Here is a 23,873-nt window from a genome sequence, read left to right as displayed (position 1 = left end):
CACAGAAAATGAATCAGGATTCACTACAGTTTACGTATCTTTGATTTTTATAATTTACAGATTATGAGTGATCAGCTGGAAACCATTGAAGATTATTACAGACGTCTCAGAAAGAATCAGATGAAAATGTTCGATTCCGATGATTTTGAAACCGGAAAATCGCATTTCAATGTTTCCATGCGGAAATACTGCAGCTTTAAAAGCCCCTACAACCGCCGTGACTACTATAAAGTAAGCTTTATTCTGGGAAATGGCACTTTCCAGTATGGATCCCATGAGCTATATATTGACCGCCCTGCTCTCTTTTTCCCGTCACCTAATATTCCTTATTCCTGGGAATGTGACGGAGATCTTCAGGAAGGCTATTTCTGCCTGTTCAATCAGGAATTTTTTAATGAAAATTCTGAATTCAATCTGTTTAAAAAGACTTCATTATTCAAAGAATGGAGCAAGCCTATTATTTTTTTAACGGATGAGCAGACTCAGCTGGCGACGCTTTATTTTCAGCAGATGTACAAACTTAATAATTCGGCATATCCTTTCCGTTGTGGAAGTATTAAGAGTCATCTCGCTTCTCTGATGCATCTCGCTCTGGAGATCCGTGTAGATGATATTAATCCCAATGAACTTCCGGCGAATATCCGCCTGTACCGCTTATTTGATGAGCTTCTGAATAAACAATTCCCATTGGACTCCCCGGCTTATCCTTTGGGTTTGAAAACGGCTTCAGACTTTGCAGAACATCTTAATGTACACGTTAACCATTTGAATTCATCGGTAAAATCAGTGACGCAGTTGACCACAACGCAGATCATTAAAGAAAGAGTGTTTGAAGAATCTAAAAACTTACTGAAATATACTAACTGGGATATTGCTGAGATTGGATACACGCTGGGATTTGATCAGCCTTCTCATTTTAATAACTTCTTTAAAAAACATGCTGAGGTTTCTCCGTTGAAATTTAAAAACGCATACTAAATCTTTGATTTTTGTAATTTTTACTTTGTCTTTTTAAATTGAAACGCTTATTTCTTAGTCTATTTTTGCATAGTAAAATAACGAACGAATATGTTGTTGAAAGAAGCATCTGAAAAAAGAATCAGATTAATCACCATTATGGCTTTTGTGTCGATCCCGCTTTCCGGGTTTGTCACGGATATTTATTTGCCTTCATTTCCCTCGATGGCCAAGGAAATGCAGGTTTCTGAAAAGGACATCCAGATTACTTTAACGTCTTATCTGCTGAGTTACGGGATCTCTCAACTCTTTGTAGGAGGAATTCTGGACAGCATCGGACGCTATCGTCCTAAGCTGATTGCCCTGTTTTTATTGATTATCAGCAGTATTCTGATTACCATGACGGATAGTATTCTATTGATCTGTCTGTTGCGTATCCTTCAGGGAGCCGCGGTTTCTATACTGGTTGTGGCTACCCGTGCTATTTTTGTAGACCTTTACGACTCGGAAAAAGTGAAGCATTATCTGAGCTATTTCACGATTGTCTGGTCGTGCGGGCCTATTTTGGCTCCTTTCCTGGGCGGGTATCTTGAAAAGCTGTTTAACTGGCATGCTAACTTTTATTTCCTGGCTTTTTATGCAGGTGCTTTATTCCTGTTTGAATGGTTTTTCAGTGGTGAAAGCTTACCGGAAAAGAAGAAACTTAACCTTTCCGAGAACATCAGCCTGTACAAAATGATGCTGAAAAACAGAATCTTTATGCTTGGGATCTTTATTTTAGGACTAAGCTACTCTATTGTTATGCTTTTCAATCTGACGGGACCTTTTATTATTGAGAACACCTTTCACTTTACACCTGTAGTCATAGGATACTGTACATTGATCTTAGGGTTTTCATGGATGATCGGAGGATTTATAGGAAAACGCAGACTTAAACTGGACTTTAAAGCAAGAATTCTTCAGCCTATTATTTTTCAGCTGATTTTAATTGCCGGATTGATCGCCACCAGCTTCTACGCAGAAAGCCTGTTTATCATGGTGCCTTTTGCGTTTTTCATTCACATCTGTTCCGGAATTCTGTTTACTTCGTTTTTTACAACGAGTATGCTGTATTTCCCTAAAAATGCTGGTACAGCAGGCGGACTGATGGGAGGTTTGGTGTATGTGATCACCTCTATTACGAGTTTTATTATATCGGTGAGTGGAAACGTCACAGAACAGGATGGTCTGGCCTGGCGTTATCTGGCAATTGCCATTGTGCTTTTGGGAATTATTCTCGTCATGCACCAGGCGGTTAAAAAAGAACAGGCAGAGAGTTGATCTCTGCTTTTTTTATGTCTTGACTTTTTCTCAACATCTGAGTTCATTTCCTCATTAAATCCATAAAGTTGCTACAATCCCATGATTGATGCCGCTAATAAAGCTATTGGTGGAATATATTTTAGCATTGCTATGATAAGAACTAATATTGCAGTGTCAAAAAGAGAATTGTTGTAATTTTAATAATCGATTAAGTATTATTTATATAAAATTTTTTACTCAAAAATTCAACCAAACCAAACCATTAAATAAAAGAAGGAATTAAATGTTAGAGACGGTCAAAAAGCAATGGAAACAGATTCTGGTCATCCTTATGTTGTACACAGCATGGAATATCGCAGTATTTCTGTTTCTCGTCAGACTTCAGGGACTTGAGACCACGATGAAACAGTTTGGAATCGGAACTCAGTTGTATGTCAATTTTATTCTTACCATCATTAAGGGAACCATTGTTTACTATATCCTGATTTATCATCTGATTATTCCGCTGATCAGGAGCAGAAACTGGAAAAAAATCATTCCACAGTGCCTGCTGCTTTTTATAGTGCTTACTGCCTATGAATATGTTTGGAATTTCGCGATTATAAAACCTGATCCCAAAAGCACCAATTATGTTTCTCCAAAAACGTTTTTTATCACGGCTGCGGTTCTGGACTGCTTTATTATATTAATATCGTATTTCGTGGCTACACTCATTACATCCAATGAAATGCGCAAGCATAAAGAGGAACTGGAAAAGGAAAAACTCAGGGCAGAGCTTGCTGCAATCAAATATCAGATCAATCCTCATTTTCTTTTTAACTCACTGAGTTTTATTTATACTAAAACCCTTAGAAGCAGCCCTGAAGCCGCTCATGCTGTACACCTGCTTTCTGAAATTATGAGCTATGCCCTTGACGACTGGGGAGAATTGGGAACGGTTCCGCTGGCGCTGGAAGTGGAACATATGAAAAAAGTGATTGAGATGAACCAGATCAGATTTAGTCATAATCTGAAGATTAAATATTACGAGGATATCCAGGCGAATGATGCTTACATTCCGGTTCTGGCCTTTGTCACCCTTGTCGAAAATGCGTTTAAACATGGTGATCTGAACGATGAGAAAAACCAGGTATCTATTGAACTGATTGCTACGAAAAGTAAAATATGCTTCCTCGTGAGCAATAAAAAGAAAACAGGCCCTAAAGAACCTTCCAAGGGAATAGGTCTGAACAATGTACAACAGCGACTGCAACTGATGTACGGGATCAAGCATACTTTTACCATCAAGGAAGATGAAAATTATTATTTAAACGAAATTATCATTAATCTATAAATTATGATGAACTGTATTGTTGTAGACGACGAGGCTCATGCCATCGAACTGCTCACCCTGCATATTGAACAGACTCCATTTCTGAAACTTGCAGGCACCGCCACCAATCCTGCAGAAGCATTACAATTGCTGAACAGCACGGAAGTTGACCTTATTTTTCTGGATATCCAGATGCCGGGTTTGTCGGGAATAGAATTACTTAAGGTTTTGAACGGCCGGTACAAAGTCATCCTTACCACCGCTTTCAGAGAATATGCTCTTGACGGATTTGATCATCATGTAGTGGATTATCTGCTGAAGCCTATCTTTTTCCCAAGATTTCTTATGGCTGTACAGCGTGCACAGGAAACAGTTTCAGCTCCTAAAACAGAAACGGAAGATTTCATCCTTGTTAAAACGGAGTACAAAGGCAAGCTTTTGAAGATTAAAATCAATGACATGGTCTATATTGAAGGAAAGGGAAAATATGTCTGCTTCCACACGAAGGACGGTGAACAGATTATGGCTCTTCTGAATATCGGAGGCCTGGAAGAAAAACTGCCGACTGACCGTTTCAAACGGATCCATAAATCCTTTATTATTGCGGTTCCATTTATCATCATGATCCAGGGGAATACGGTACAGCTGGAGTTTACGAAAAACCAGATCCCGATCGGACAAACGTACCGCGATACTTTTATGACCCAGATGATGGACAAAGTACTCACCAATAAAGGCAGAGAAGAGCCCGGACCCATTGACCCCATTCGATAAACAAATTAATAACCAACAACATAAAAATCTAACAATTTTAATTTACAATTCAAAACAATGAAAAAATTATTCATCCAATCTATTGGAATCTTCGCGCTGGCTGCTGCTACCTCATGTACCCCTTCTTATTTCGGAAAAACATATTCACCGACGCAGAATGTAGATGTGTATTTCGATGCCGCCGATGTAAAAAAAGAGCATGAAGTAATGGGAACAACAGATGTAGGTCAGGGATTTAATTCCCTAAATTCCATACAGCAAAAAGTCATTGAACTGGGGAAAGCGCAAGGGGCAGACGGCGTTATCATGAAACTGACGGAAGAAGTTACTGGAAGTCAGAAAAGTGATTTCGGAAGCACGAAAAACGGCAGTAAAAATAATATGTACAGCGGCGGATCTATAAGCACCAACATCAAAACTAAAAAAGTACTGGCTACTTTTATTAAATATAAATAAGCCACTACCCTATTCATCAGCTTTCTCAACTGATGATTCCCCTGCAAACTAATGCAGGAACCTACCCATAAATCCTATCATTCTTTATCATTTTCAATACCATAAACCGCTGTACGATGCAGCCGGAAGGGTTGAATATTGTTATGGGGTACGGGTTTGGGTTTGAGAGTCGGAGAGTTTTAGAGTTTTAGAGTTTTAGAGTTTTAGAGTAACATAGTTGCTAGTTGACAATTGCTGTTTTGAATCTCGGAACTCGTATCCCAAAACAGATCTGAAATCTGACCCCTGATGTCTGATGTCTAGATTCATGATTCATGCTTACTCACAAAATAGTCGTTTTATCCTTTTTATCCAATGTTTTTTTGATCCGGAGTCTTTGTAGCTCCGGATTTTTTATCAAAACAGCTTACAGCTTTCCATCCAATGAACAGGAAGAATTTCACATTTAAATACTTGGTCTTTTTGCAAGGAATAGCAGCCCACCAAATGATCAGTAATTCCATTCGTTCTATTTGTATTGATGGTTAAAAAACCGCACCTACATTACATAAAACATAGAAAATTAGCCTTTCGAATTCCTGTTTTTGCCATTTATTTTATATATTCGCACTCGAATTTATAGTTCTCTATTTAGGGAACTTTTTTAATTTTTAATCCTTACAGTTTTGTTGCTTTAAATGGAGTAAAAACACTCTTTAAATTTAAATAAATCATATAAAAAATGTTATTTAATTCTTTCAGTTTTGCAATATTTTTACCTATTGTATATCTTTTATATTGGTATTTATCGCCCAGAAAGTTGTCTACTCAGAATCTTTTACTTTTGGTTGCCAGTTATTTTTTCTATGCATGTTGGGATTGGCGCTTTTTATTTTTACTTCTGTTTTCTACATTACTGGATTTTTTTTCCGGAATTAAAATTCATCAGACAAAACGCAAAAAACTATGGCTTTGGATAAGTATTATTATCAATGTAGGGCTTTTAGGTGTATTTAAATATTATAATTTCTTTACTGAAAGTTTTGTACAGGCCCTTTCTGAATTTGGGTTTAAAGTAAACCCCATGACGATTAATGTCATTCTGCCTGTTGGAATATCATTCTATACCTTCCATGGAGTATCCTATGTGGTAGATGTATATAAAGGACGAATAGAACCTGAAAAAAACTTTTCAAACTATGCTCTTTTTGTAAGCTTCTTCCCATTGTTAGTAGCCGGACCCATTGAAAGAGCCACCCACCTGCTTCCCCAGATAAAAAAAACCAGAGTGTTGAATTACGAACAAAGTATTGACGGGCTGAAGCAAATTTTATGGGGATTATTTAAAAAAATTGTCATAGCCGATAACTGTGCCGTATTGGTGAATGAAGTGTTCAGCTCTCCCCAGGCGCATACAGGAAGTGATCTTGCAGTAGCCGCTGTACTTTTTGCATTTCAGATCTACTGTGATTTTTCCGGTTATTCAGACATCGCACTGGGAACAGCCAGATTATTTGGCATTGAACTTTTGAAGAATTTCTCATATCCTTATTTTTCAAGAGATATTGCAGAATTCTGGAGAAGATGGCATATTTCTTTATCGTCCTGGTTTAAAGACTATGTATATATTCCGCTGGGAGGAAGCAAGCAAGGCATTGGTATGAAAATACGAAATACATTCATCATATTTCTTCTGAGTGGTTTCTGGCATGGCGCCAATTGGACTTTCATCGTTTGGGGTGCTCTTAATGCCATCTATTTTCTTCCTCTTTTATTAACCAATTCCAACAGGAACAATTTAGATATCGTTGCTAAAGGAAGGCGTTTTCCGAGCCTACGGGAACTTACAGGCATGTTGGTGACTTTTGGATTAACGGTTTTAGCCTGGGTTTTCTTCAGAGCAGAAAATGTTGGTGATGCTTTTTCGTACCTCTATCATATGTTTTCCTATTCTCTTTTTGCAATTCCTACCATTTCCGCCGGAAAAATCGCTATTCTTATTGTGTTTTTCGTCTGGATCGAATGGTTAGGCCGTGAAGAGAACTTTGCTATAAAGACAATAGGGAGCAACTGGAACAGCAAATGGCGATATATCTTTTACCACATCATTGCCATATCTATTTTTTGTTTTGCCGGAAAGGAGCAGCAATTTATTTATTTTGAATTTTAGAAGTTATGAAACAGTTGATTTACAGTGTAGCAAAATTCGTTATACCTTATTTTATTATATTTTTCATTTCAGTAGCTTTTTATCCACTGCACAAAGGAGATTTATTGAGATTAGCCTATATTCCTGACCTTTATCCAAATTATAGAAAGAATCTGGATAAAGAAATAACGGCTCCTGAAAAAAAATATGTGACTCTTTCGGAGAACCCTCAAAATAAATCATTTAAAGTATTAACGATAGGAGATTCTTTTTCAGAATTTGGTCCCCTTGGATACAACAATTATATTGCCCAGGAAGCATCAACATTGCATATCGACAGACACTTTTCCAAAAATCCTTTTCAAACTTTGTCGGAGTTTGTTGATGATGGCTTTTTTGATGAATATAAAATAGAATATGTAGTCCTGGAAAGTGTTGAAAGAGAAATTGTTGAAAGAGTTTTACCCACCGCACCTATTGAAAAGACTACATTAACCGAAATAAATAAGGAATTAAACCAGAAGAAAACAGCGGTACACGGGGCAAAGGAAGAGCAAAAAGGACCCAGTCACACTTTCTTTTCAAACCAATCTCTGTCATTTCTACTGAATGCAGGAGCTTTTCTTTCAGGTAAAAAGCATATAAAAAATGTCTATAGCTATCCTATGACAAACGACCAGCTTTTTTCCAATGGTAGCAATCGATTATTGTTTTACGATGATGATTACAATGCTTTAACGGCGAACAACAACGAAGGCAGCATACAGCTTCTCAATCATGCTTTAAATACCTTAAGTGATAAACTGAGCAAAAAAAATATTAAACTTATTGTTTTGATAGCACCGGATAAGTATGACCTTTACTATAACTTTATTAAAGATAAAAATGATCTGATAAACCCAGTGTTTTTCTCACTTATGCAAAAACAGGAGAAAAAATACATCTATATAGAAAGTAAAAAAATATTAACTGAGAAAATAAACAGCGGAATAAAGGATATTTACTATTATGATGACACCCACTGGACTCCCAAGGCAAACAAAATAATGGCAGATGAAATTTTACTTCGCATTAAAAATAATGGACAATAGCCACGGATTAACATGACAGTCTGATACAAAACCAATCTTCTATTGGCTGTAAACCTGAAATAAATTGACACCCAAAAAAGAGAAAATGTAATTTACGTTTTCTCTTTTTTGTTTAATGGCAATTCAATGTGTCATTTTTGAATAGCTAATGCAGAGAATAGTTCATCTAAACAAAGGAAAACTGAAGAAACATATTCCAAATCCAAGTTCTTCTATTTAAAATAATTCTAAATTATGTGAAAACAAAAAGCGCCAAAATCACTTCAAACAATAGCTTTTTTTTAAAATATTTCAACATATTCAAATTTAAATTAAGTAGAAATACTGAATGACATGTACCACATTCTGAGTAATTTTGAGTAAACAAAAACTGAAAATTATGGATCGCTTAGAAAACAATCAGCCATTTCTGAAAAAGGAGATGGATTCTAAAACGGTATCCCGAAAAGTCTGACAGGTACAGCTCTCCCGGTATAATTACTTCTCCGTGATGAAACACTGAAGATACTTAAACCTTCAAGTTTTAACGAAATGATTATGATGAGTATAATCAACAACGACGATTATTATTTCGACGTGTCTGCCTCTGCCTCAAAAATGCTTACCGGATCCAATTTTCGAACCCATTTATTAATAACCATAAAAACGATATATCATGCTTAAACGTAAAAAAGAAAGTTCTGAAAAAGGAAGTGAATTACTCCGCAAGAGTTCAGGTGACAACCAGGGTAGTCTGGCACAAGTGATGGACGGATACTCCAAACTTCTCATCGATGATCCTGTCTTGCCTTTTAAGGAAGAAAACCTGCAGGAAATAGCCAACAATGTGGATTATGGAGTGCTGGCAGCGCTGGATGGCACATGGGTAAGCTATAACGCCAATTACAATCAAAATATAGGGAAACCATCATTGGCAGGCGGAATCCATACAACGATTATGCCTTCACCCGGCACGAATTCCGGAACGATTCCCGGAAAATTCAGCTTCGACTGTGAAGAATATATCGAAAAGCTGACATTTTCTCTGGTTCCCGGCGGTGTCCGTAACCGTGGTGGCGCCAGTGAGTTATTCTGTGGAGCTGTAAAATATGAGCAGACCATTAAAAGTGTCAATAAAGATGCAGGAAAACCGGATTTACAGTATGCCTCTATTCATGAGGAAAACGGAATGTATTTATGGCTGAGTGATGTCTACAATCATGCTGCTACCAAAGAATCGATTGAGAAAGACCGTGGTATTCACGCATTTTCTGACGAGGACTTTAAAAATTACGGATATACTGGAGAATACAGAGATGAGCCTTTGGTTCAGATATCTGCAGATGAGAATCATAAAAAGTATATCCTTTTAAGTGAACTGCAACCGGGACAGGAATATTATGAGATTATTCCTGCTCAGGAACTCAAGCCGGGAGACGGTATAAAAGGTCCTTATTTTATTCCTGACTACTCTATTTCAAGAAGCGGTGTTATTCCTCATGGCAGCACCATTACTTTACTGGGAGATATTGCACCGGACGGTAACAATTACTTAATCAATGGTTCTCCAAAGTTCCCATACGGCAATGCTGCCTGGCAGACTGATCATCTTGCGATTTCACAAACCATGGGCGGAGCGGGTGCAAGTGCTACACACCCCATCGATCTGGATCAGCCGGCACCAGCGTGGGTTCATGAAAAACTAAATGATCACAATGACAAAGGTTCCAATAAAATTTACACACAACGAATCCTTGCCAATGATTTATATCCATATTCCGTACGACCGGATTTACGTCTTAGAGATACTTTAAGCGGACAAAATGTGACCAACTACGTCCTTGTTCAGATGTCCTCAAAAATGAAGACCGGTGCTCAGGGAGGAATTTTAAATGTTCCGTTTGTCAACCGTTTTGTTCCTACCGTTGAAGTGGATTTCCGTCTGTGGATCGAAACCGTGATTGAAGATGGAAAAGAAATTCTTCAGCTGCAATATGAGCAAATTGTATTTTTCGAATTTGATTTCGGAAATGATGGTGGAACGACAAGCTGGCCCCACATCCAGGTCAATACACTTCGTAAATTAGAAGATATCCCTGAAGACCAAAGACGTGTGATAGAAGAGCAGTTCTTTGACTGTAAACCTACCACTGCAGGCGACGCTGTTGAAACAGCCAATGCGGCTTCGGGATGTCCTTATCATAAAGGATAGAATTACTTTAAAAATGAGGAGCAGATAGCTGCTTATCGTTTTATTAAAAAATTTCCACGGTGTTTTTAAATGCCGTGGATTTATATTTTGTAGCTATATTTATAAAAAATAGAATGCTTAATATGAAGCTATTATACGCTCAAATAGCTCCATATGACCAGCTTAAAATTTAACCTTTAGTGATGAAAGAAAAAGTATATAGCATTGATAATTACTGGGACATGACTGTTATTGAAGGCATGGCAGACTTTAATGGGAAACCCTGTTATTTTGTAAATATTTTCTCAGAAGATCAAAACGATTGGACAGATGAGTATCTTCTCACCTTATTACCTGAAAATATTTTGCTACTGGGTCAAGAAATCTGGATGTACTGGCTTTACTGGCTAGCAACAGCTAAAGAGACAAAAATCACCCACCCCTCTGAATATGCAGACCAGAGAAAAAATAAATCTTTTGAAAATTTATCAAGTATAGACCTAAATTCTGAAGAATGTACCAAAGCCGAACAGAATTACCAAAATCAGCTTGTTTTTAATGATTACTTAAGTGCTAATTCTCCAACGATGAAAGCAAAAGGTTCATTCAGAGGAAAAATCGATGGAACTGAAACATTTGTGGAATGGCTCTACGAATCACCATTGCTTTAAACAAATATTACAGATTCTCATACGTCTGATCCACCAAGAAAGATACCGCTTTCTTAATTTTCTCGCGACCCTCATCCGTACTGAGGTCTATCCCACAAAAAACACTGCCATTTAAAGCAGAATACATATTAAGATAATAAAGTCCTGAAATGACAATAGCCGTTATGGCACGGAAATCCTGGGTCTTTTCTCCAAAATGAGGCTCGATAATGAATTTAAAAAGACTTTCTCCGTTTTCCTCCTGTGCATTGGTCATGTTGTGTAATGCTTTTCTGGGTTCAGATAAGCGCCAAATTAACAGTTTCTGCAGTTCCTTATTTTTAAATACATAATCATACTGTTCCAGTAACATGGCTTCCGTAAATAATCTCCCTCCGCTTTCTAAATCAGGCATCATTTTTTCAGTCGTCACATTACTCCAATAATCCTGGGATCTGATGTATTCGTCAATCAGACCATTCATTCCGCCAAAATAGGTATAGATCATTTTTTTATCTACTCCGGCAACGGTGGCGATATCATTAACCTTGAGTCCCGCGTATCCTTTTGTTTTCAGGATTTTTCCAACCGCATCCAAAAATTTCTTTTTACTGCGTTCCTTGTTTCGGATACTGCCTGCTGCTGATTTTCTTTCCATGATTAAACATTCGATGATACAAGTTTATGAAATTTTTTATTATTTTAGACACTACGTAGTGTCTTATTTTGTATATTTGCACAAACTAAGCCATTCTATATATATTTTAAACACTTATTAAGTTGAAAAAACTAAAGACAATTCCGATCGCATTATTTGCGTAGGTCAGTACGAAACAGCCTTCAGGTGCAAGGAGAGCAAGATCCTTACTCCTGTCATTTATCCCTGGATAAATGTTTATGGAAAGTATAGCGGTTTCTTTTAAAGATTCCATCTTTTATTCCGGTTCCGAAGGTTGTACCCATGCTGATTACTAAAAAAATAACGATCTGAATTCCAAATTTCGAGCAGGATCAGTCAGTATCACTTTTACAGCATCAATCCCAACTGCTGCAAAGTGAATCAAGTAAAACTGAATGATCCTATCGTTAAATGGCACTCTCAGTTTAAGAATGCTTCATCCATGACCATTGAATGAAGCCATTGAGAAATGAGATTTTGAAATAGCGAAAATGTGGTTGTACCCGTAACATAAAGACAATTTCGAACCAATTTACTAAGGTAAAAACACGCAATGTAAGCAGCAGCATTAGAACCCTAATGGTGCTGTTTTTATTTTCCGGAATCTTTCTTTTAATACATGATCATATTTTTGAGGCATACGAAACACTTTTTTTCTAAAACGATCCGTTTATCCGGGTGAATATTTAGGTAAAAAAAATAAAGATGTTATTTTCTACTGACACCCTCTTGTCACACCTCCACCCTATTTTTGTTGAATAATTTAAAATATTCAAAAAATGAATTTAGTATCCATACGAATTATCACGGCCAATACCGAAAGCCTTGTGAAATTTTACGAGCAGATCACTGGCATTACCGCCATACAGTACACCCCCGATTTTGCTGAACTGAAAACATCAACCACAACCCTTGCGATCGGAAGCACAAGGACACTGCAGTTTTTTGGTGGGGAAAGTGTGGCACAGGCTGCTCAAAACCGTAGTGCGATTATAGAATTTTTAGTAGATGACGTAGATCAGGAATTTGACCGCTTAAAAAACGTCCTGTCTCCTTATATCGTACAGGAACCGACAACCATGCCGTGGGGTAACAAATCGATGCTGTTCAGGGATCCTGATGGCAACCTGGTCAATTTCTTTGCTCCCATCACAAAAGAATCGGTAGAAAAATTTGCAACGAAGCAGGAATAACGCAATCGACAGAGCAAAAAGTATCGTTTAAATAGAAGGCTTAGATTTTATAATCTGAGTCTTTTTTTTATTAATCTGTTTTTTTGACTGGGTTTTAAGCCTTTGTAAATATTTATTTTAACGCAAAGAAAAACAAATAATTGATTTTGATCACTTTAAAATAAGATAAACAAAGGCGTTTCACTTATTTCCGAAATACGATTTTTAGAATAAATTAAAGCCCTAAAATTTCTGATGTTTTATTTTACGTCGTTAATGAAACTCACCGATAAAACGACCGCTTCATCAAATCAGTGTGATTGATTCTCTCTTTGCTTAACTTTAAATACGCAGCATTAAGATCGAACTTTGCGATAAAAAATAAAGATTCCATTTCTCCAGATATCCAGATCTTTCGCTTTTTAGTACCACATTTCAATTCCACTTTCATATACATAAAAAGTTTAATCGGCCGAATTTGTAAAATAATTTGAATTATAGTGTACATTGGAACAGGATTGGAAAGTAATTTAAGCTTAGCTTGGATTAAAGAATCAGGATCAAGGAACTTGAAGCAGGAATTGACCTCAATAAGTTCCCTCTAGCAGCTTCCGACTTCCTTGCCTAAGAAATAAACACCCATAAAAACAATACAATGGAAAAAAAAATAATTTCGAAAAAAACCGGAAGAAGAAAGAGAGTCGTATTAATCATCATTGGGGCTTTGCTTGTTTTAGGGCTTATTTTTCCATTTGCTCTGAATGTGTATCTCAAGAATAAATTGCCGGAACTGGTGAATGAAAAAACACCGTATCAAATCCGTCTTAAAGATTTCAATCTTAATCTTTTTAAAGGTGATATTTCGGCGAACTCCATAAACATTACCACTAAACAGACAAAAGATCCTACTGTCACTCAGATTAACGGAAATATTAAAAGTCTCCGCATACAGAATGTTGGGATCTGGAAGGCCCTATTCAACAAATCTTATCATATTAAAGAAGTGCAGCTGATTGATCCTGATGTAAAAGTCGTGCTGGGAAAATCAAAGGAGAAAAAAAAATCACCCCAAAAGAAGATCAATTTTGGAATTGAAAATATTCTGGTGACCAACGGAAATATTTCTGTGAAGGACAATAACAAAAAAGATCTCGCTACAGGAAAAAATATAAATATTAATCTTACGGAAATTAAACTGAGCGAAAATGCATCAAAAATCCCCGTTGAGTTTAAAAATTTTAAGGTTGATGCCCATGATGTACTGATCACCGTAAACGATTTTTATCAGATCTCTGCCACAAAAATTGATGCAAAAAATAAGCAGCTTCATATTTCCGAATTCCATCTGAAACCTATTGAAAGTCCCGCACTCTACAACGCTAAAAATGTATTTGACCTGAAAATCAATCAGCTAGCAGCAGACAATTTCACGGTTAATAAAGATTCTCTGATTATTGAAAATGCAAAATTTGTAAAACCTCAACTGACCGTTACTTCAACCCATAAAAAAGAGGTCAAAGAAAATCCTAAAGAAATCAACCTGAAGATCGGTATCAAAAATCTTGATTTTGGGCAAGGTTCCGTTCTTATTCAGCAAAGGGATAAAACAAAAGTCGCTTCTGTGGATAATTTCCATCTGAATCTGAAGGATATTGTTTTCGATAAAAAAACAGTGAAAGAGAAAATTCCTTTTGCTTTTTCCACCCACAATATTGAGTTTGAAAACATCTATTTCAAAACCGATCCTCTGCAGGCGGTGAACATTAAAAAAATCACCTCAAATGATTCTAATATTTTCATTAATGATATCGCGTTTACAGCCCTTGGAAAAAGCGCTGTGAAAGACGTTTTCAACATTAAAACCGAGAAAGTTGAAATCCTGAATAACACCTCAAAATTTGCAGGACAGCAGCTTCAGCTCCAACTTGGAAAAATTAATGTGTATCGGCCCCATGTAGAAATCATTGCTGCCACTCATAAACCGAAGGTTACTAAAAAAAGCAATACTGCCGCACCGGATCTGCTGGCCAATCTGGGAGCGCTTCATATCATAGACGGTACTTTTGTTCAGAAAAAAGCGGGTCAGGATAAAATGAAGGTTGAGAATTTTAATGTACAGCTTCAATCAGTCACGACCAATAAGGACATCCTGAAAGAATCCATCCCTTTTCATAGTAAAAGCCAGCTTATTACAGCCAGAAAAATCGATGTTGATGCCGGAAAATACTATCATCTGAAAGTGGATCAGATCAAAAATACAGGAAAAGAGACAATTCTTAACAACTTTGCGTTCCTTCCTAAATATTCAAGATCCCAATTTAACCGTTTAATCGCCGTTGAAGAGGATCTGTATACGATAAAGGCAAAATCTGTGATGATCACTGATAAAAATTCAAAACTAGGATCAAAAACTAGTATAGACCTGGATCAGATTATTTTTGACGGCATCGACTGTAATATCTATCATGATCTTGCGCCGCCTGATGATATCGGTGTAAGATATATGTTCAGCAAAAAGCTTCGGGATGTGAAATTCCCACTTTATATCAGACAGATTGATATCAAAAACTCACACCTTACCTATGAAGAGGTTGCAGAAAAAGCAAAAATCCCCGGCAAGCTTACTTTTGCCCATTTTAATGCGAAAATCAGAGATGTAAACAGTGCGAAAATGACAGGGAAACCGACACTGGTGAAAGTAGATTCAAATTTTGACTTTTTTGGTGATGCCCCTACAGATGTGCACTGGCAGTTTGATGTGGCCAACAAAAATGATGATTACGCCATCAATGGAACCATTCAAAATCTTTCTGTACAAAATGCCAACTTATTTGTAAGACCCTATCTTAATGTAAGCCTCGATGGGCAGATTCATTATCTGAAATTTGATTATAAAGGGAGCAGCAAGGAAATCGGAGGTAACTTTTATTTTAAATATACCAATATGGAAGTTAACTTTTTAAATAAAAATACGGGTAAGGAGAGAAAACTGCTTAGTGCTGTTGCCAATATTTTTGTTAAAAATGATTCAAAAGGTGAACCCAATCATGTGGAAGTGGATGTAAAACGCGATCCCAATAAAAGTTTCTTTAATACGCTTTGGCAGGGAATTATGGAGGGACTGAAGAAGTATCTGATTTAGTTTCGAGTTTGAGAGTTTGAGAGTCGGAGGGTTTGAGGGTTTGAGAGTTTAGGGATGCGGGTTCTGGAATGTCGGATGTCTGAAATCTTGCATCCTGGTTCTCACTCACCATTCACTTGCGAAGCAAAACTCACCATTGACTCTCTCAAACCCAGCTTCTCTATTTTTTTGCTATAAAACCGATCGCTTCCTGAATATTTTTATCTGCCAGCAGGTCATTGAAATTGTCCTGTTTTGAAACGGTGATATCAGGAACGATATGTTCATAGTAATTGCCATTTCGGTCGCTGTCATAAGCTACACTTAAAATTAACACGGTATCAAACGGCAATCCGATATCAACATTAGATGTGGTCATTCCAAAGGTGGGCTCTCCAATCAAAATGGTATTGGGTCTGCCTTTAAATGCCAATGCCGTTACTTCTCCGGAACTGGCGGTTAACGGGCCTGTAATGACAGCTACTTTCGCTTTGTCAAGCAGTTCTCCTTTAGGGTTTATATAAGACGATTTTTTAGAGTTACTTAAATAATTCCCTTTTTCCAGTTTTACTTTAGAATTCTGTTTTTTATTACGGTCTACGGTCCCCCAAATATCATTATCACCCAACAAATCATATAAAGCGAGCAACATTGCAGCAGAATTTCCACCTGTATTAAAGCGTAAATCAAGAATCCAGCCTTCTGTTTTATTTTTGGTTTTAAAATCAGCAATCTGATCATACATAGGCTGAGCTATTTTATGAACATTTTCAGGACTGAAATCTAAGAATGTGATATTCGGCATTAAGATATATCCAATATTTCCGCTCAGAGATTTCACTTCGAAGCCAGGTTTGGTCGCAAATTTTTCTTTCCATTGCGAGCTTAAATTATCCGTTGATGCTTTTACAGTTGTTCCGTAAGGCTTATTTTTATAAAAAACCTTGCAGTGTGTGGCCCCTATTTTACCAAATAACACTTCTGTTTCCTTTAATGAACTTTTAAAATCACTGTACTTCGTTAAATTCTGATTCGTTTCAGCTCCTACAGTTTTCCAGTCTACATCTTTCCTCAGAAGATAATCAGACTTTAGCATGATCAGTAGTTTGTCATAGAATACTTTTATACTATCCTGTGAGGTCATTACTTTTTGTGCATTCAAATGGAATGATAGCCCACAAATACAAAGCAGCACTAATATTTTTTTCATATTTTATCCCGATAACTATTAATTATGTTACGGATCTAATATAATTAATTAAAAAATATTCCTGACCATCTATTTTAAATTTGATGGTGAGAAAAAGCATCTGTTACCTCGGATTTTAAGAAGCTCAACACGAACTTTCGGCTTATAACTTCCGATTTCAGGTCTTTAATCTTAATTTTTTCATTCTTGAGCATAAATTATTTACATAAAATTACCATTAATTTATACCGTTTCATTTTTTACGGACAACACAGAAAGAATATCCATTTCTAGCTGATGATCAGGATATTCCAAATGTGAAATATGAATCAGGCATCGAAAAAATGATATAAGATTTCAAAAAAAATAATAATAAATCTGAACAAAATAATTTCTTTTGCGCTTTAATCTTTATTTTCCTTTGATTTATTTTAGCTTATGGGTAAATTTGTATAAAAATAAAATTCATGAACTATACACTTGAGCTCAATACACAGGAACGTGGTTCCAATATTGTATTTAACACAATCGTATTTGATCCGTTCAAGGTTAATATAATTGAAAGATATGTGGGAAAGATGAATTTCCATCCTAAATTATCTTACGTCTTATTTAAAATCAGAACTCTGGATAATGAAATCATTAAAACAAGAGAGGGCAATGGAAGGGTAAAAATTAAAGGAGATCATTTTGAAACGTACCAGAGGCTGGTAAGAGTCCTGAATTCATATGATTATAAAAACAAGCTGATCAACCGAAAAGAGGCCGATCAGGATTATGTTCACTTCATTCTGAGCCTGGTGCTTACCAATTATCAGCTGACCTAACCGTTTTATTGATCACCCAACTTGATATTCGAAAGAAGGAAGCTAAGAGTCATCTTTCGGCCCATAAACTTAGGTTAATTATTCATTTCAAACAGAAAACAACAGATACCTTATGGATCATAAAACAATTTTGGGAAAGGCCAATGCTGCCATCGCGGAAGGTGATCACGAAACCTTCCTCGCGTATTGCACCGGGGATATAAAATGGACATTCGTAGGCGACACAGTACTTTCAGGAAAAGACGAAATACGTGGCTATATGGCTAATACCTACAAAAAACCTCCCCGATTTTATGTAGAACATATGATGGGTGAAGGTGATTATGTAACGGCAGTAGGTACCATAAGTCTGATGGATAAAGACGAGCAATGGATCGACTATGACTATTGTGACATCTGGAGATTTGAAAACGGCCAAATGGCTGAACTGAAAGCTTTTGTCATAGAAAAAAAGTAGCCCCTGAATGAAAGAAGACTGGAATCATTTTATTGTCTAAATCATTCAAAGTATTTTATTTTTTACTGAAAGCAATAGCATCCACTTCGATCAGCATATGATCCAGTGCTAATTTAGGCACCGGAATCAGAGTACTTGCCGGGAAGGTATGGTTGCCCCATGTTTTATGCATTTCTTCGGTCCATATTTTAAGTTTTTCCTGATCATGATCAACAATGAGTATCGTGATTTTAAGAACATCCTTAACTCCTAATCCATATTCCGCCAGGACTGTCTCCAAATTCTTCAGAGAATAGCTCACCTGCGTTCTGAAATCTGCAGAAAGACTATGTTTCAAATCTTCTCCACCGCTTTGCCCGGATATAAATACATATTTGCCATCTCCTTCATGGCTGGTCGCATGAGAAAAAGCAAACGGAGTGGGATCAAAAAGAGTTTTGGGATTTTTGCTGATGACAGATAATGTACCCGTTTGCTCTATGATTTTGTTTTGAACTTTGTTTTGTGAAAAGACAAGGCATCCTATGCAGAATGCCGACAGACTGAATACTATACGCTTCATAATATTTTTATATTGAATTAATAGAACAAATGTAGATTTCAACATCTTTAAAACCTTCAACATATGTTGACGTTTTTACTTTTTATTGACCATATATTTGTTTAATTTTTTCATGGTGATTACAAAAACGGAAATGAAGACCGGCCGATCTGGATGATGAAAATAAAAAAACCTCCAAATCAATTCGAAGGTTTCATTTTTTAGCGGAGCATGAAGGATCAGCCAAAACTGATTCACCACATTCTTTATCCCGCATTCTAAAAATATTCAGGAAAATATAAACCGTTAAATAACAGTTCCTCCTTTTGCCTGAAAGTCTTTCTTCATGCGTGCATATCTTTCTAAATCTATGGGCTTGGAAGCGCTTTCTATAATACTTGACTTAAAGCCTAAATCTAAGGCATCATTGGCTGTATAATACACACAATAATCGGCCGCTACTCCACAAACCGCTACCTCAGTAACTCCCCGTCCCTTAAGATAATCGGCCATACCTGTAGATTTCTTTCTGCCATTATCAAAAAAACCGCTGTAGCTGTCAATTTCTTTATCCATTCCTTTTCTAAAAATAGCTTCAACAGCATCCGTTAAAAGTTCCGGAACCAGCTCTGCTCCTTTTGTTCCCTGTATGCAGTGCTCCGGCCACAGCACCTGATTGAGTCCGTTTAATGATATTTCTTCAAACGGTTCTTTTCCCGGGTGAGACGTAACGAAACTTTTGTGACCTCTCGGGTGCCAGTCTTGCGTGGCTACCACCAGATCATATTTTGATTGTAAGTCGTTGATTGTTTGTACAATTTCATCGCCCTGATTAACGGCTAAAGAGCCTCCCGGCAAAAAATCATACTGTACATCGATAATAATTAAAGCATTCATAATAAAGGTTATCTGTTATTAGTTTATTGTGGACTGGGTATTTTACCCCTATCTCTTTTAATTCAATTTCATATTATTTTTTAATTTCTTTATTTAAGTCTTAAATTTTCACACACTAGTGATATTTAAAAAAAATAAAATTGTTCATACCGTGATCCGAAAAGGAATAACAAATCTAAAACCGCGGCCTGTATGGAACAAATTTAATTATTATTTCAATATATGGTGATTTTTTTAATAATAAATTACAAATACACTTTAAATATATCGTACTATATTTAAAATGACTTATAATTTTCCGTTTCAATCTAAAAATAAGACCGCACCACTAGAAATCTAATGGTGCGGTCTTATTTAAAATGTATTTTTTTTAGCCTTTCGCTTTTTCATCGGTGAACAACTGAAGGCCTTCTTTTCTATCAATAAGCTGTAACGGATATAGTTTTGGATTGTATTCCCCGTTTAGTACTTCGTTCAGGGCATGTTTTTTCGATTCCCCGAATGCAATAACCAGTATATTTTCAGCTTTATTAATCAGTGGTGAAGTCAGAGTAATTCTGAACATTTCCTGAGGTTTCAGGTAATAAGCAGACACCCACTTTTCATTTTCATCTAAAACAGCCTCACCCGGAAACAGAGAAGCCGTATGGCCGTCGTCTCCCATTCCCAAAAGGATAAAATCAAAAATCCCTTTATTTCCGAGAATATTTTTAATCTGTTGTTCGTATTCAGCAGCATAATCTTCCGGAAGTATTCCGTCTTCATACATTGGGAAAATCTGATCTTTATTGACAGGAACCTTGTTCAGAAGCGTCTCGAAGGTCATTTTTGCATTGCTTTTATCATCATCTAAAGGAACCCATCGTTCATCTACCCAGAAAAAGTACACTTTGTTCCATTCAATTTTACCAGCATATTCCTCAGTCGCCAGCAAATTAAAAATAGCTTTAGGAGAAGAACCTCCACTTAATGCCACTACAAAACGGTCATTTTTCTGAATCGATTTTTTGGAAAGATCCACAAACGTATCCGCTGCTTTTTTATATAGTTTATCCAGATCGTCAAATACTGTGATATTCATTTTTTGTCTAATTTAAATTTATATTTTACACCCAATTATGTCCCTGTCTTTCAACCAATGCAATACTTTCTTTCGGGCCCCAACTTCCTGCTTCATAGTTTGGAAATGATGCATCTTTATTGCTTGCCCAAGCTTCCTGAATGGTTTTTACAACATCCCAGGCTTCTTCCACCTGATCGGAACGCATAAATAAAGTAAGGTCTCCTATAAGTGCATCCAGCAATAATGTTTCGTAGGCTTCAGGTGTATCTTCCTGACAGGCGAAATTGTCAAAGATCATTTCAACAGGCTTTAAAACCAATGAAAGTCCCGGTTTTTTTGCCATAAACTGCAGTCGGATATCCATCAATGGCTGAATATTGATAATCAACCTGTTGGCTGATAAATGCTGTGAGCTTTCTGAAAATGTGGAATGCGGAAGCGGTTTAAACTGAATCGTTATGTACGAATGTTTTTCCTTCATTTTTTTCCCTGTACGAACGTAGAAAGGAACATCCTGCCATCTTTCATTATCCAGATAGAATTTTACAGCGGCAAAAGTCTCTGTATTGGAATCTCTGGCAATGCCATCTTCCTGACGGTAGCCTTTAGCCTCTACTCCATTCACGACACCTTTCCCGTACTGGCCTCTTACGGCATAATGATCAACCTGATCAGCAGAAATTCTGCGAATCGACTTCAGGACATCTACTTTACGGTCTCTGATCTCACCTGATTCCAGTGAAGCCGGTGGTTCCATAGCGACCATACACAGAATCTGCAACAAATGATTCTGAATCATATCCTTAAGCGCTCCCGTCTGCTCATAGAAAGCACCTCTGGTTTCAACACCTACCTCTTCGGCAACCGTAATTTGCACTGATTCTATATGTTTACAATCCCATAACGGCTCAAAAATAGAATTTCCAAATCTGAACGCCAATATATTCTGTACGGTTTCTTTCCCCAGATAATGATCGATACGGTAGATCTGTTCTTCTTCAAAAGTCTCGGCCAACAAACTGTTCAGCTCGATCGCCGACTGTTTATCATGACCGAATGGCTTCTCGATAATGATGCGGTCTTTTTTAGCATCAGAAGCCAATGATGAATTTTTGATATGATTGGAAATGGTGGAAACAAAATCAGGTCCGATTGATAGATAAAACAATCTGTTCCCTCTCGTTCCGTAAACTGCATCAAAATCCGCTAATTTCTGGTGCAGATTTTTGTAAGAATTTTCCTCATCCAGCTGATGCTGAAAATAGGTAATATGAGCCTGAAAACCTGCCCAATCTTCTGTAGTTATCTTCTTTCTTGAGAAATTTTCAAGATTTTCTTTGATGTAATTTTTAAAATATTCGTTGGTATTATCTGCTCTTCCCAGTGCCAGAATATTAAAGCCTTTAGGCATTCTGCCATCGATGTAGAGATTATAAAACGCCGGAAAAAGTTTTCTTTTCGCCAGATCTCCTGTAGCACCAAAAATAATAATTGTAGTTGGTTTCAGGACTTTATTTTCATTCATTTTTCCCAATTTTAATCGTTTGCAGTTTGCCATGACGTGTGAAAAACACCTTCCCGGTCCGTACGCTGATACGTATGTGCTCCGAAATAATCACGCTGAGCCTGAATCAGGTTAACCGGCAGAGATTCTGTAGTGTATGCATCAAAATACCCTAGAGCAGTTTGAATTCCTAAACTTGAAATTCCGTTTGAAGCAGCATAAGCGGCCGTTTTTCGCAATGATTTAATTTTTTCTTTAACGATGACAGAAATATCCTGATCCAGTAAAATATTGGACAGAAGAGGATCTTTGGTATATGCAGAATAAAACTTTTCCAACAGCACCGAACGGATAATACATCCTCCTCTCCAGATTTTTACCACATCTTTCAATGGAATCTGGAAATTATATTCTTCAGAAGCTTTTACCAGTAAAGCCAAACCTTGTGCATAGCTGATCAATGTTGCTAAATATAAAGCATCACCCACTTCTTTAATGAATAATTCTGTATTTTCCGGGCTTGCAATTTCTTTTTCAGCGTACAGTTGAGAAGCCTGAACTCTCTCTTCTTTATAGGCTGATAAAATTCTTGAAGTCACTGCAATATCAATAGTTGGGATAGAAACCCCAATTTCCATGGCCTGCTCAGAAGTCCATTTTCCGGTTCCTTTGGCTCCGGCTTTATCTAAAATCTGATCAACAAGATAACCGTCTGTCAGTGAATCTTTCTGCTGAAAAATATCTCTGGTAATCTCGATCAGGAATGAATTCATTTCGCCATTATTCCATTCTTTGAAAACGTTGTATAGCTGATCGTTGTTTAAATTCGCTCCTCTTTTCAACAAATCGTAAGCTTCGCTGATGAGCTGCATAATGGCATATTCAATTCCGTTGTGAACCATTTTCACATAGTTTCCTGCGGAATCTTTTCCCATATAAGCTGTACATGCTTCATTACCTACTTTAGCTGAAATAGCTTCCAGCATAGGCTGAATCAGATGGAAAGCTTCCAGATCTCCACCCGGCATGATACTTGGTCCTGTTCTGGCTCCCTTTTCACCTCCGGAAACTCCCATTCCCATAAAGTGAAGATTTTTTGAGGCTAGATCAGCAACCCGTCTGTTGGTATCTTTGAAATAAGAATTACCGGCATCAATGACGATATCTCCCTTGCTTAAAAGTGGCGTAATGCTTTCCAGAACCGCATCAACGGGTTTTCCTGCAGGAACCATAAGAATGATTTTCCTGGGAGTTTCCAATGCAGATACAAAATCTTCCATGGTACCCGTTCCTTTTACTTTCATTTCTGAAGTGGCGCCGTCCTGTAATTCTTTTACTTTCTCTCCATCAAGATCAAATCCGGCGATTGAAAAGCCGTTATCGGCAATATTATAAAGAAGATTGCGCCCCATTACTCCAAGGCCAATCATTCCGTAATCGTATCTTTCCATTTACTTTTTAATATGAATTCTGTTATACAGAGAATAAAATTACGTAAATGCCTATCAGGAAAAAAATAAAAGGGTAGAAAAAAGTTTCTCAAAATACAATAACGAAAATTCATGAATTAAAATCGCACTCTT

21 protein-coding genes are annotated in these 23,873 nt (G+C 36.9%); 13 read left to right on the top strand and 8 right to left on the bottom strand.

The window, feature by feature from the left end:
• The first annotated feature begins 63 nt into the window (after window positions 1-63).
• The 5 genes from N0B48_RS19425 (at window position 64) to N0B48_RS19405 (ending at window position 4,801) form a co-directional block, all read left to right on the top strand.
• Entirely contained in the window at window positions 64-978 is a 915-nt protein-coding gene (locus tag N0B48_RS19425) for a helix-turn-helix domain-containing protein (protein ID WP_259840678.1), read from the top strand.
• A gap of 93 nt (window positions 979-1,071) precedes the next feature.
• Complete coding sequence (locus tag N0B48_RS19420; protein WP_371830627.1) at window positions 1,072-2,277, top strand: MFS transporter; 1,206 nt, start codon at window positions 1,072-1,074, stop codon at window positions 2,275-2,277.
• Window positions 2,278-2,542: 265 nt separating this feature from the next.
• Window positions 2,543-3,592: a sensor histidine kinase gene (locus N0B48_RS19415; protein ID WP_259840674.1), complete on the top strand. Its 1,050-nt coding sequence runs from the start codon at window positions 2,543-2,545 to the stop codon at window positions 3,590-3,592.
• A gap of 3 nt (window positions 3,593-3,595) precedes the next feature.
• Complete coding sequence (locus N0B48_RS19410; protein WP_259840672.1) at window positions 3,596-4,345, top strand: LytR/AlgR family response regulator transcription factor; 750 nt, start codon at window positions 3,596-3,598, stop codon at window positions 4,343-4,345.
• 57 nt (window positions 4,346-4,402) lie between these two features.
• Window positions 4,403-4,801, top strand: coding sequence for a hypothetical protein (locus tag N0B48_RS19405; RefSeq protein WP_259840670.1), 399 nt, complete (start codon window positions 4,403-4,405; stop codon window positions 4,799-4,801).
• Between the two features lie 347 nt (window positions 4,802-5,148).
• Here the strand turns inward: N0B48_RS19405 and N0B48_RS19400 are convergent, their stop codons facing one another.
• Window positions 5,149-5,304 carry a hypothetical protein gene (locus tag N0B48_RS19400; protein ID WP_259840669.1) on the bottom strand — a complete coding sequence of 52 codons (156 nt, stop codon included), beginning with the start codon at window positions 5,302-5,304 and terminating at the stop codon, window positions 5,149-5,151.
• A gap of 218 nt (window positions 5,305-5,522) precedes the next feature.
• On the opposite strand from N0B48_RS19400, the gene N0B48_RS19395 reads away from it, so the two are divergent.
• The 4 genes from N0B48_RS19395 to N0B48_RS19380 all read left to right on the top strand — a co-directional run bounded on the left by N0B48_RS19395 (window position 5,523) and on the right by N0B48_RS19380 (window position 10,861).
• Entirely contained in the window at window positions 5,523-6,950 is a 1,428-nt protein-coding gene (locus tag N0B48_RS19395; protein WP_259840668.1) for an MBOAT family O-acyltransferase, read from the top strand.
• A gap of 5 nt (window positions 6,951-6,955) precedes the next feature.
• Complete coding sequence (locus N0B48_RS19390; protein ID WP_259840666.1) at window positions 6,956-8,020, top strand: alginate O-acetyltransferase AlgX-related protein; 1,065 nt, start codon at window positions 6,956-6,958, stop codon at window positions 8,018-8,020.
• 655 nt (window positions 8,021-8,675) lie between these two features.
• The gene (locus tag N0B48_RS19385) at window positions 8,676-10,211 is read left to right on the top strand and encodes a peroxidase, FMP-type (protein WP_259840664.1); all 1,536 of its coding nucleotides are present in this window, start codon (window positions 8,676-8,678) and stop codon (window positions 10,209-10,211) included.
• Between the two features lie 182 nt (window positions 10,212-10,393).
• The gene (locus N0B48_RS19380) at window positions 10,394-10,861 is read left to right on the top strand and encodes a hypothetical protein (protein ID WP_259840662.1); all 468 of its coding nucleotides are present in this window, start codon (window positions 10,394-10,396) and stop codon (window positions 10,859-10,861) included.
• A gap of 7 nt (window positions 10,862-10,868) precedes the next feature.
• Here N0B48_RS19380 and N0B48_RS19375 read toward each other — a convergent pair whose 3' ends face one another.
• Complete coding sequence (locus N0B48_RS19375) at window positions 10,869-11,498, bottom strand: TetR/AcrR family transcriptional regulator (protein ID WP_259840661.1); 630 nt, start codon at window positions 11,496-11,498, stop codon at window positions 10,869-10,871.
• 800 nt (window positions 11,499-12,298) lie between these two features.
• On the opposite strand from N0B48_RS19375, the gene N0B48_RS19370 reads away from it, so the two are divergent.
• On the top strand, window positions 12,299-12,712 hold the full coding sequence (locus N0B48_RS19370; RefSeq protein WP_259840659.1) for a VOC family protein: 414 nt from the start codon (window positions 12,299-12,301) through the stop codon (window positions 12,710-12,712).
• 634 nt (window positions 12,713-13,346) lie between these two features.
• A complete protein-coding gene (locus N0B48_RS19365; protein WP_259840657.1) occupies window positions 13,347-15,833 on the top strand; it encodes a DUF748 domain-containing protein in 2,487 nt (828 codons plus the stop codon).
• 160 nt (window positions 15,834-15,993) lie between these two features.
• Here the strand turns inward: N0B48_RS19365 and N0B48_RS19360 are convergent, their stop codons facing one another.
• Window positions 15,994-17,022, bottom strand: coding sequence for a S41 family peptidase (locus N0B48_RS19360; protein ID WP_259840655.1), 1,029 nt, complete (start codon window positions 17,020-17,022; stop codon window positions 15,994-15,996).
• 446 nt (window positions 17,023-17,468) lie between these two features.
• Between N0B48_RS19360 and N0B48_RS19355 the strand changes: the two genes are divergently transcribed.
• A complete protein-coding gene (locus N0B48_RS19355; RefSeq protein WP_259840654.1) occupies window positions 17,469-17,828 on the top strand; it encodes a prevent-host-death protein in 360 nt (119 codons plus the stop codon).
• Window positions 17,829-17,940: 112 nt separating this feature from the next.
• Window positions 17,941-18,285 (top strand): nuclear transport factor 2 family protein, encoded by a 345-nt coding sequence (locus tag N0B48_RS19350; protein WP_259840652.1) that lies wholly within the window; start codon window positions 17,941-17,943, stop codon window positions 18,283-18,285.
• Between the two features lie 55 nt (window positions 18,286-18,340).
• Here the strand turns inward: N0B48_RS19350 and N0B48_RS19345 are convergent, their stop codons facing one another.
• The 5 genes from N0B48_RS19345 to gnd all read right to left on the bottom strand — a co-directional run bounded on the left by N0B48_RS19345 (window position 18,341) and on the right by gnd (window position 23,741).
• The gene (locus N0B48_RS19345; protein WP_259840650.1) at window positions 18,341-18,847 is read right to left on the bottom strand and encodes a RidA family protein; all 507 of its coding nucleotides are present in this window, start codon (window positions 18,845-18,847) and stop codon (window positions 18,341-18,343) included.
• Window positions 18,848-19,132: 285 nt separating this feature from the next.
• On the bottom strand, window positions 19,133-19,723 hold the full coding sequence (pncA, locus tag N0B48_RS19340; protein ID WP_259840648.1) for a bifunctional nicotinamidase/pyrazinamidase: 591 nt from the start codon (window positions 19,721-19,723) through the stop codon (window positions 19,133-19,135).
• 370 nt (window positions 19,724-20,093) lie between these two features.
• Window positions 20,094-20,804, bottom strand: a complete 711-nt coding sequence (gene pgl / locus N0B48_RS19335) for a 6-phosphogluconolactonase (RefSeq protein WP_259840646.1) — start codon at window positions 20,802-20,804, stop codon at window positions 20,094-20,096.
• A gap of 25 nt (window positions 20,805-20,829) precedes the next feature.
• Window positions 20,830-22,311, bottom strand: a complete 1,482-nt coding sequence (gene zwf / locus N0B48_RS19330) for a glucose-6-phosphate dehydrogenase (protein WP_259840644.1) — start codon at window positions 22,309-22,311, stop codon at window positions 20,830-20,832.
• 11 nt (window positions 22,312-22,322) lie between these two features.
• Entirely contained in the window at window positions 22,323-23,741 is a 1,419-nt protein-coding gene (gnd, locus tag N0B48_RS19325; RefSeq protein WP_259840642.1) for an NADP-dependent phosphogluconate dehydrogenase, read from the bottom strand.
• Window positions 23,742-23,873 lie beyond the last annotated feature (132 nt).

It is taken from the genome of Chryseobacterium herbae (assembly GCF_025154075.1).
Taxonomy (GTDB): domain Bacteria; phylum Bacteroidota; class Bacteroidia; order Flavobacteriales; family Weeksellaceae; genus Chryseobacterium; species Chryseobacterium herbae.
Note: the sequence above shows the minus strand (reverse complement) of the source record. Positions and strands in the feature narration are given on the sequence as shown.

What these genes read in the sequence shown, in the direction of transcription:
- N0B48_RS19415 (WP_259840674.1), top strand. Translation starts at nt 2,543, where the DNA reads ATGTTAGAGACGGTCAAAAAGCAATGGAAACAGATTCTGGTCATCCTT.
- gnd (WP_259840642.1), bottom strand. Translation starts at nt 23,741, where the DNA reads ATGGAAAGATACGATTACGGAATGATTGGCCTTGGAGTAATGGGGCGC.
- N0B48_RS19390 (WP_259840666.1), top strand. Translation starts at nt 6,956, where the DNA reads ATGAAACAGTTGATTTACAGTGTAGCAAAATTCGTTATACCTTATTTT.
- N0B48_RS19395 (WP_259840668.1), top strand. Translation starts at nt 5,523, where the DNA reads ATGTTATTTAATTCTTTCAGTTTTGCAATATTTTTACCTATTGTATAT.
- N0B48_RS19345 (WP_259840650.1), bottom strand. Translation starts at nt 18,847, where the DNA reads ATGAAGCGTATAGTATTCAGTCTGTCGGCATTCTGCATAGGATGCCTT.
- N0B48_RS19365 (WP_259840657.1), top strand. Translation starts at nt 13,347, where the DNA reads ATGGAAAAAAAAATAATTTCGAAAAAAACCGGAAGAAGAAAGAGAGTC.
- N0B48_RS19425 (WP_259840678.1), top strand. Translation starts at nt 64, where the DNA reads ATGAGTGATCAGCTGGAAACCATTGAAGATTATTACAGACGTCTCAGA.
- N0B48_RS19400 (WP_259840669.1), bottom strand. Translation starts at nt 5,304, where the DNA reads ATGGAATTACTGATCATTTGGTGGGCTGCTATTCCTTGCAAAAAGACC.
- zwf (WP_259840644.1), bottom strand. Translation starts at nt 22,311, where the DNA reads ATGAATGAAAATAAAGTCCTGAAACCAACTACAATTATTATTTTTGGT.
- pgl (WP_259840646.1), bottom strand. Translation starts at nt 20,804, where the DNA reads ATGAATATCACAGTATTTGACGATCTGGATAAACTATATAAAAAAGCA.
- N0B48_RS19350 (WP_259840652.1), top strand. Translation starts at nt 17,941, where the DNA reads ATGGATCATAAAACAATTTTGGGAAAGGCCAATGCTGCCATCGCGGAA.
- N0B48_RS19405 (WP_259840670.1), top strand. Translation starts at nt 4,403, where the DNA reads ATGAAAAAATTATTCATCCAATCTATTGGAATCTTCGCGCTGGCTGCT.
- N0B48_RS19410 (WP_259840672.1), top strand. Translation starts at nt 3,596, where the DNA reads ATGATGAACTGTATTGTTGTAGACGACGAGGCTCATGCCATCGAACTG.
- N0B48_RS19385 (WP_259840664.1), top strand. Translation starts at nt 8,676, where the DNA reads ATGCTTAAACGTAAAAAAGAAAGTTCTGAAAAAGGAAGTGAATTACTC.
- N0B48_RS19360 (WP_259840655.1), bottom strand. Translation starts at nt 17,022, where the DNA reads ATGAAAAAAATATTAGTGCTGCTTTGTATTTGTGGGCTATCATTCCAT.
- N0B48_RS19380 (WP_259840662.1), top strand. Translation starts at nt 10,394, where the DNA reads ATGAAAGAAAAAGTATATAGCATTGATAATTACTGGGACATGACTGTT.
- N0B48_RS19375 (WP_259840661.1), bottom strand. Translation starts at nt 11,498, where the DNA reads ATGGAAAGAAAATCAGCAGCAGGCAGTATCCGAAACAAGGAACGCAGT.
- N0B48_RS19370 (WP_259840659.1), top strand. Translation starts at nt 12,299, where the DNA reads ATGAATTTAGTATCCATACGAATTATCACGGCCAATACCGAAAGCCTT.
- N0B48_RS19355 (WP_259840654.1), top strand. Translation starts at nt 17,469, where the DNA reads ATGAACTATACACTTGAGCTCAATACACAGGAACGTGGTTCCAATATT.
- pncA (WP_259840648.1), bottom strand. Translation starts at nt 19,723, where the DNA reads ATGAATGCTTTAATTATTATCGATGTACAGTATGATTTTTTGCCGGGA.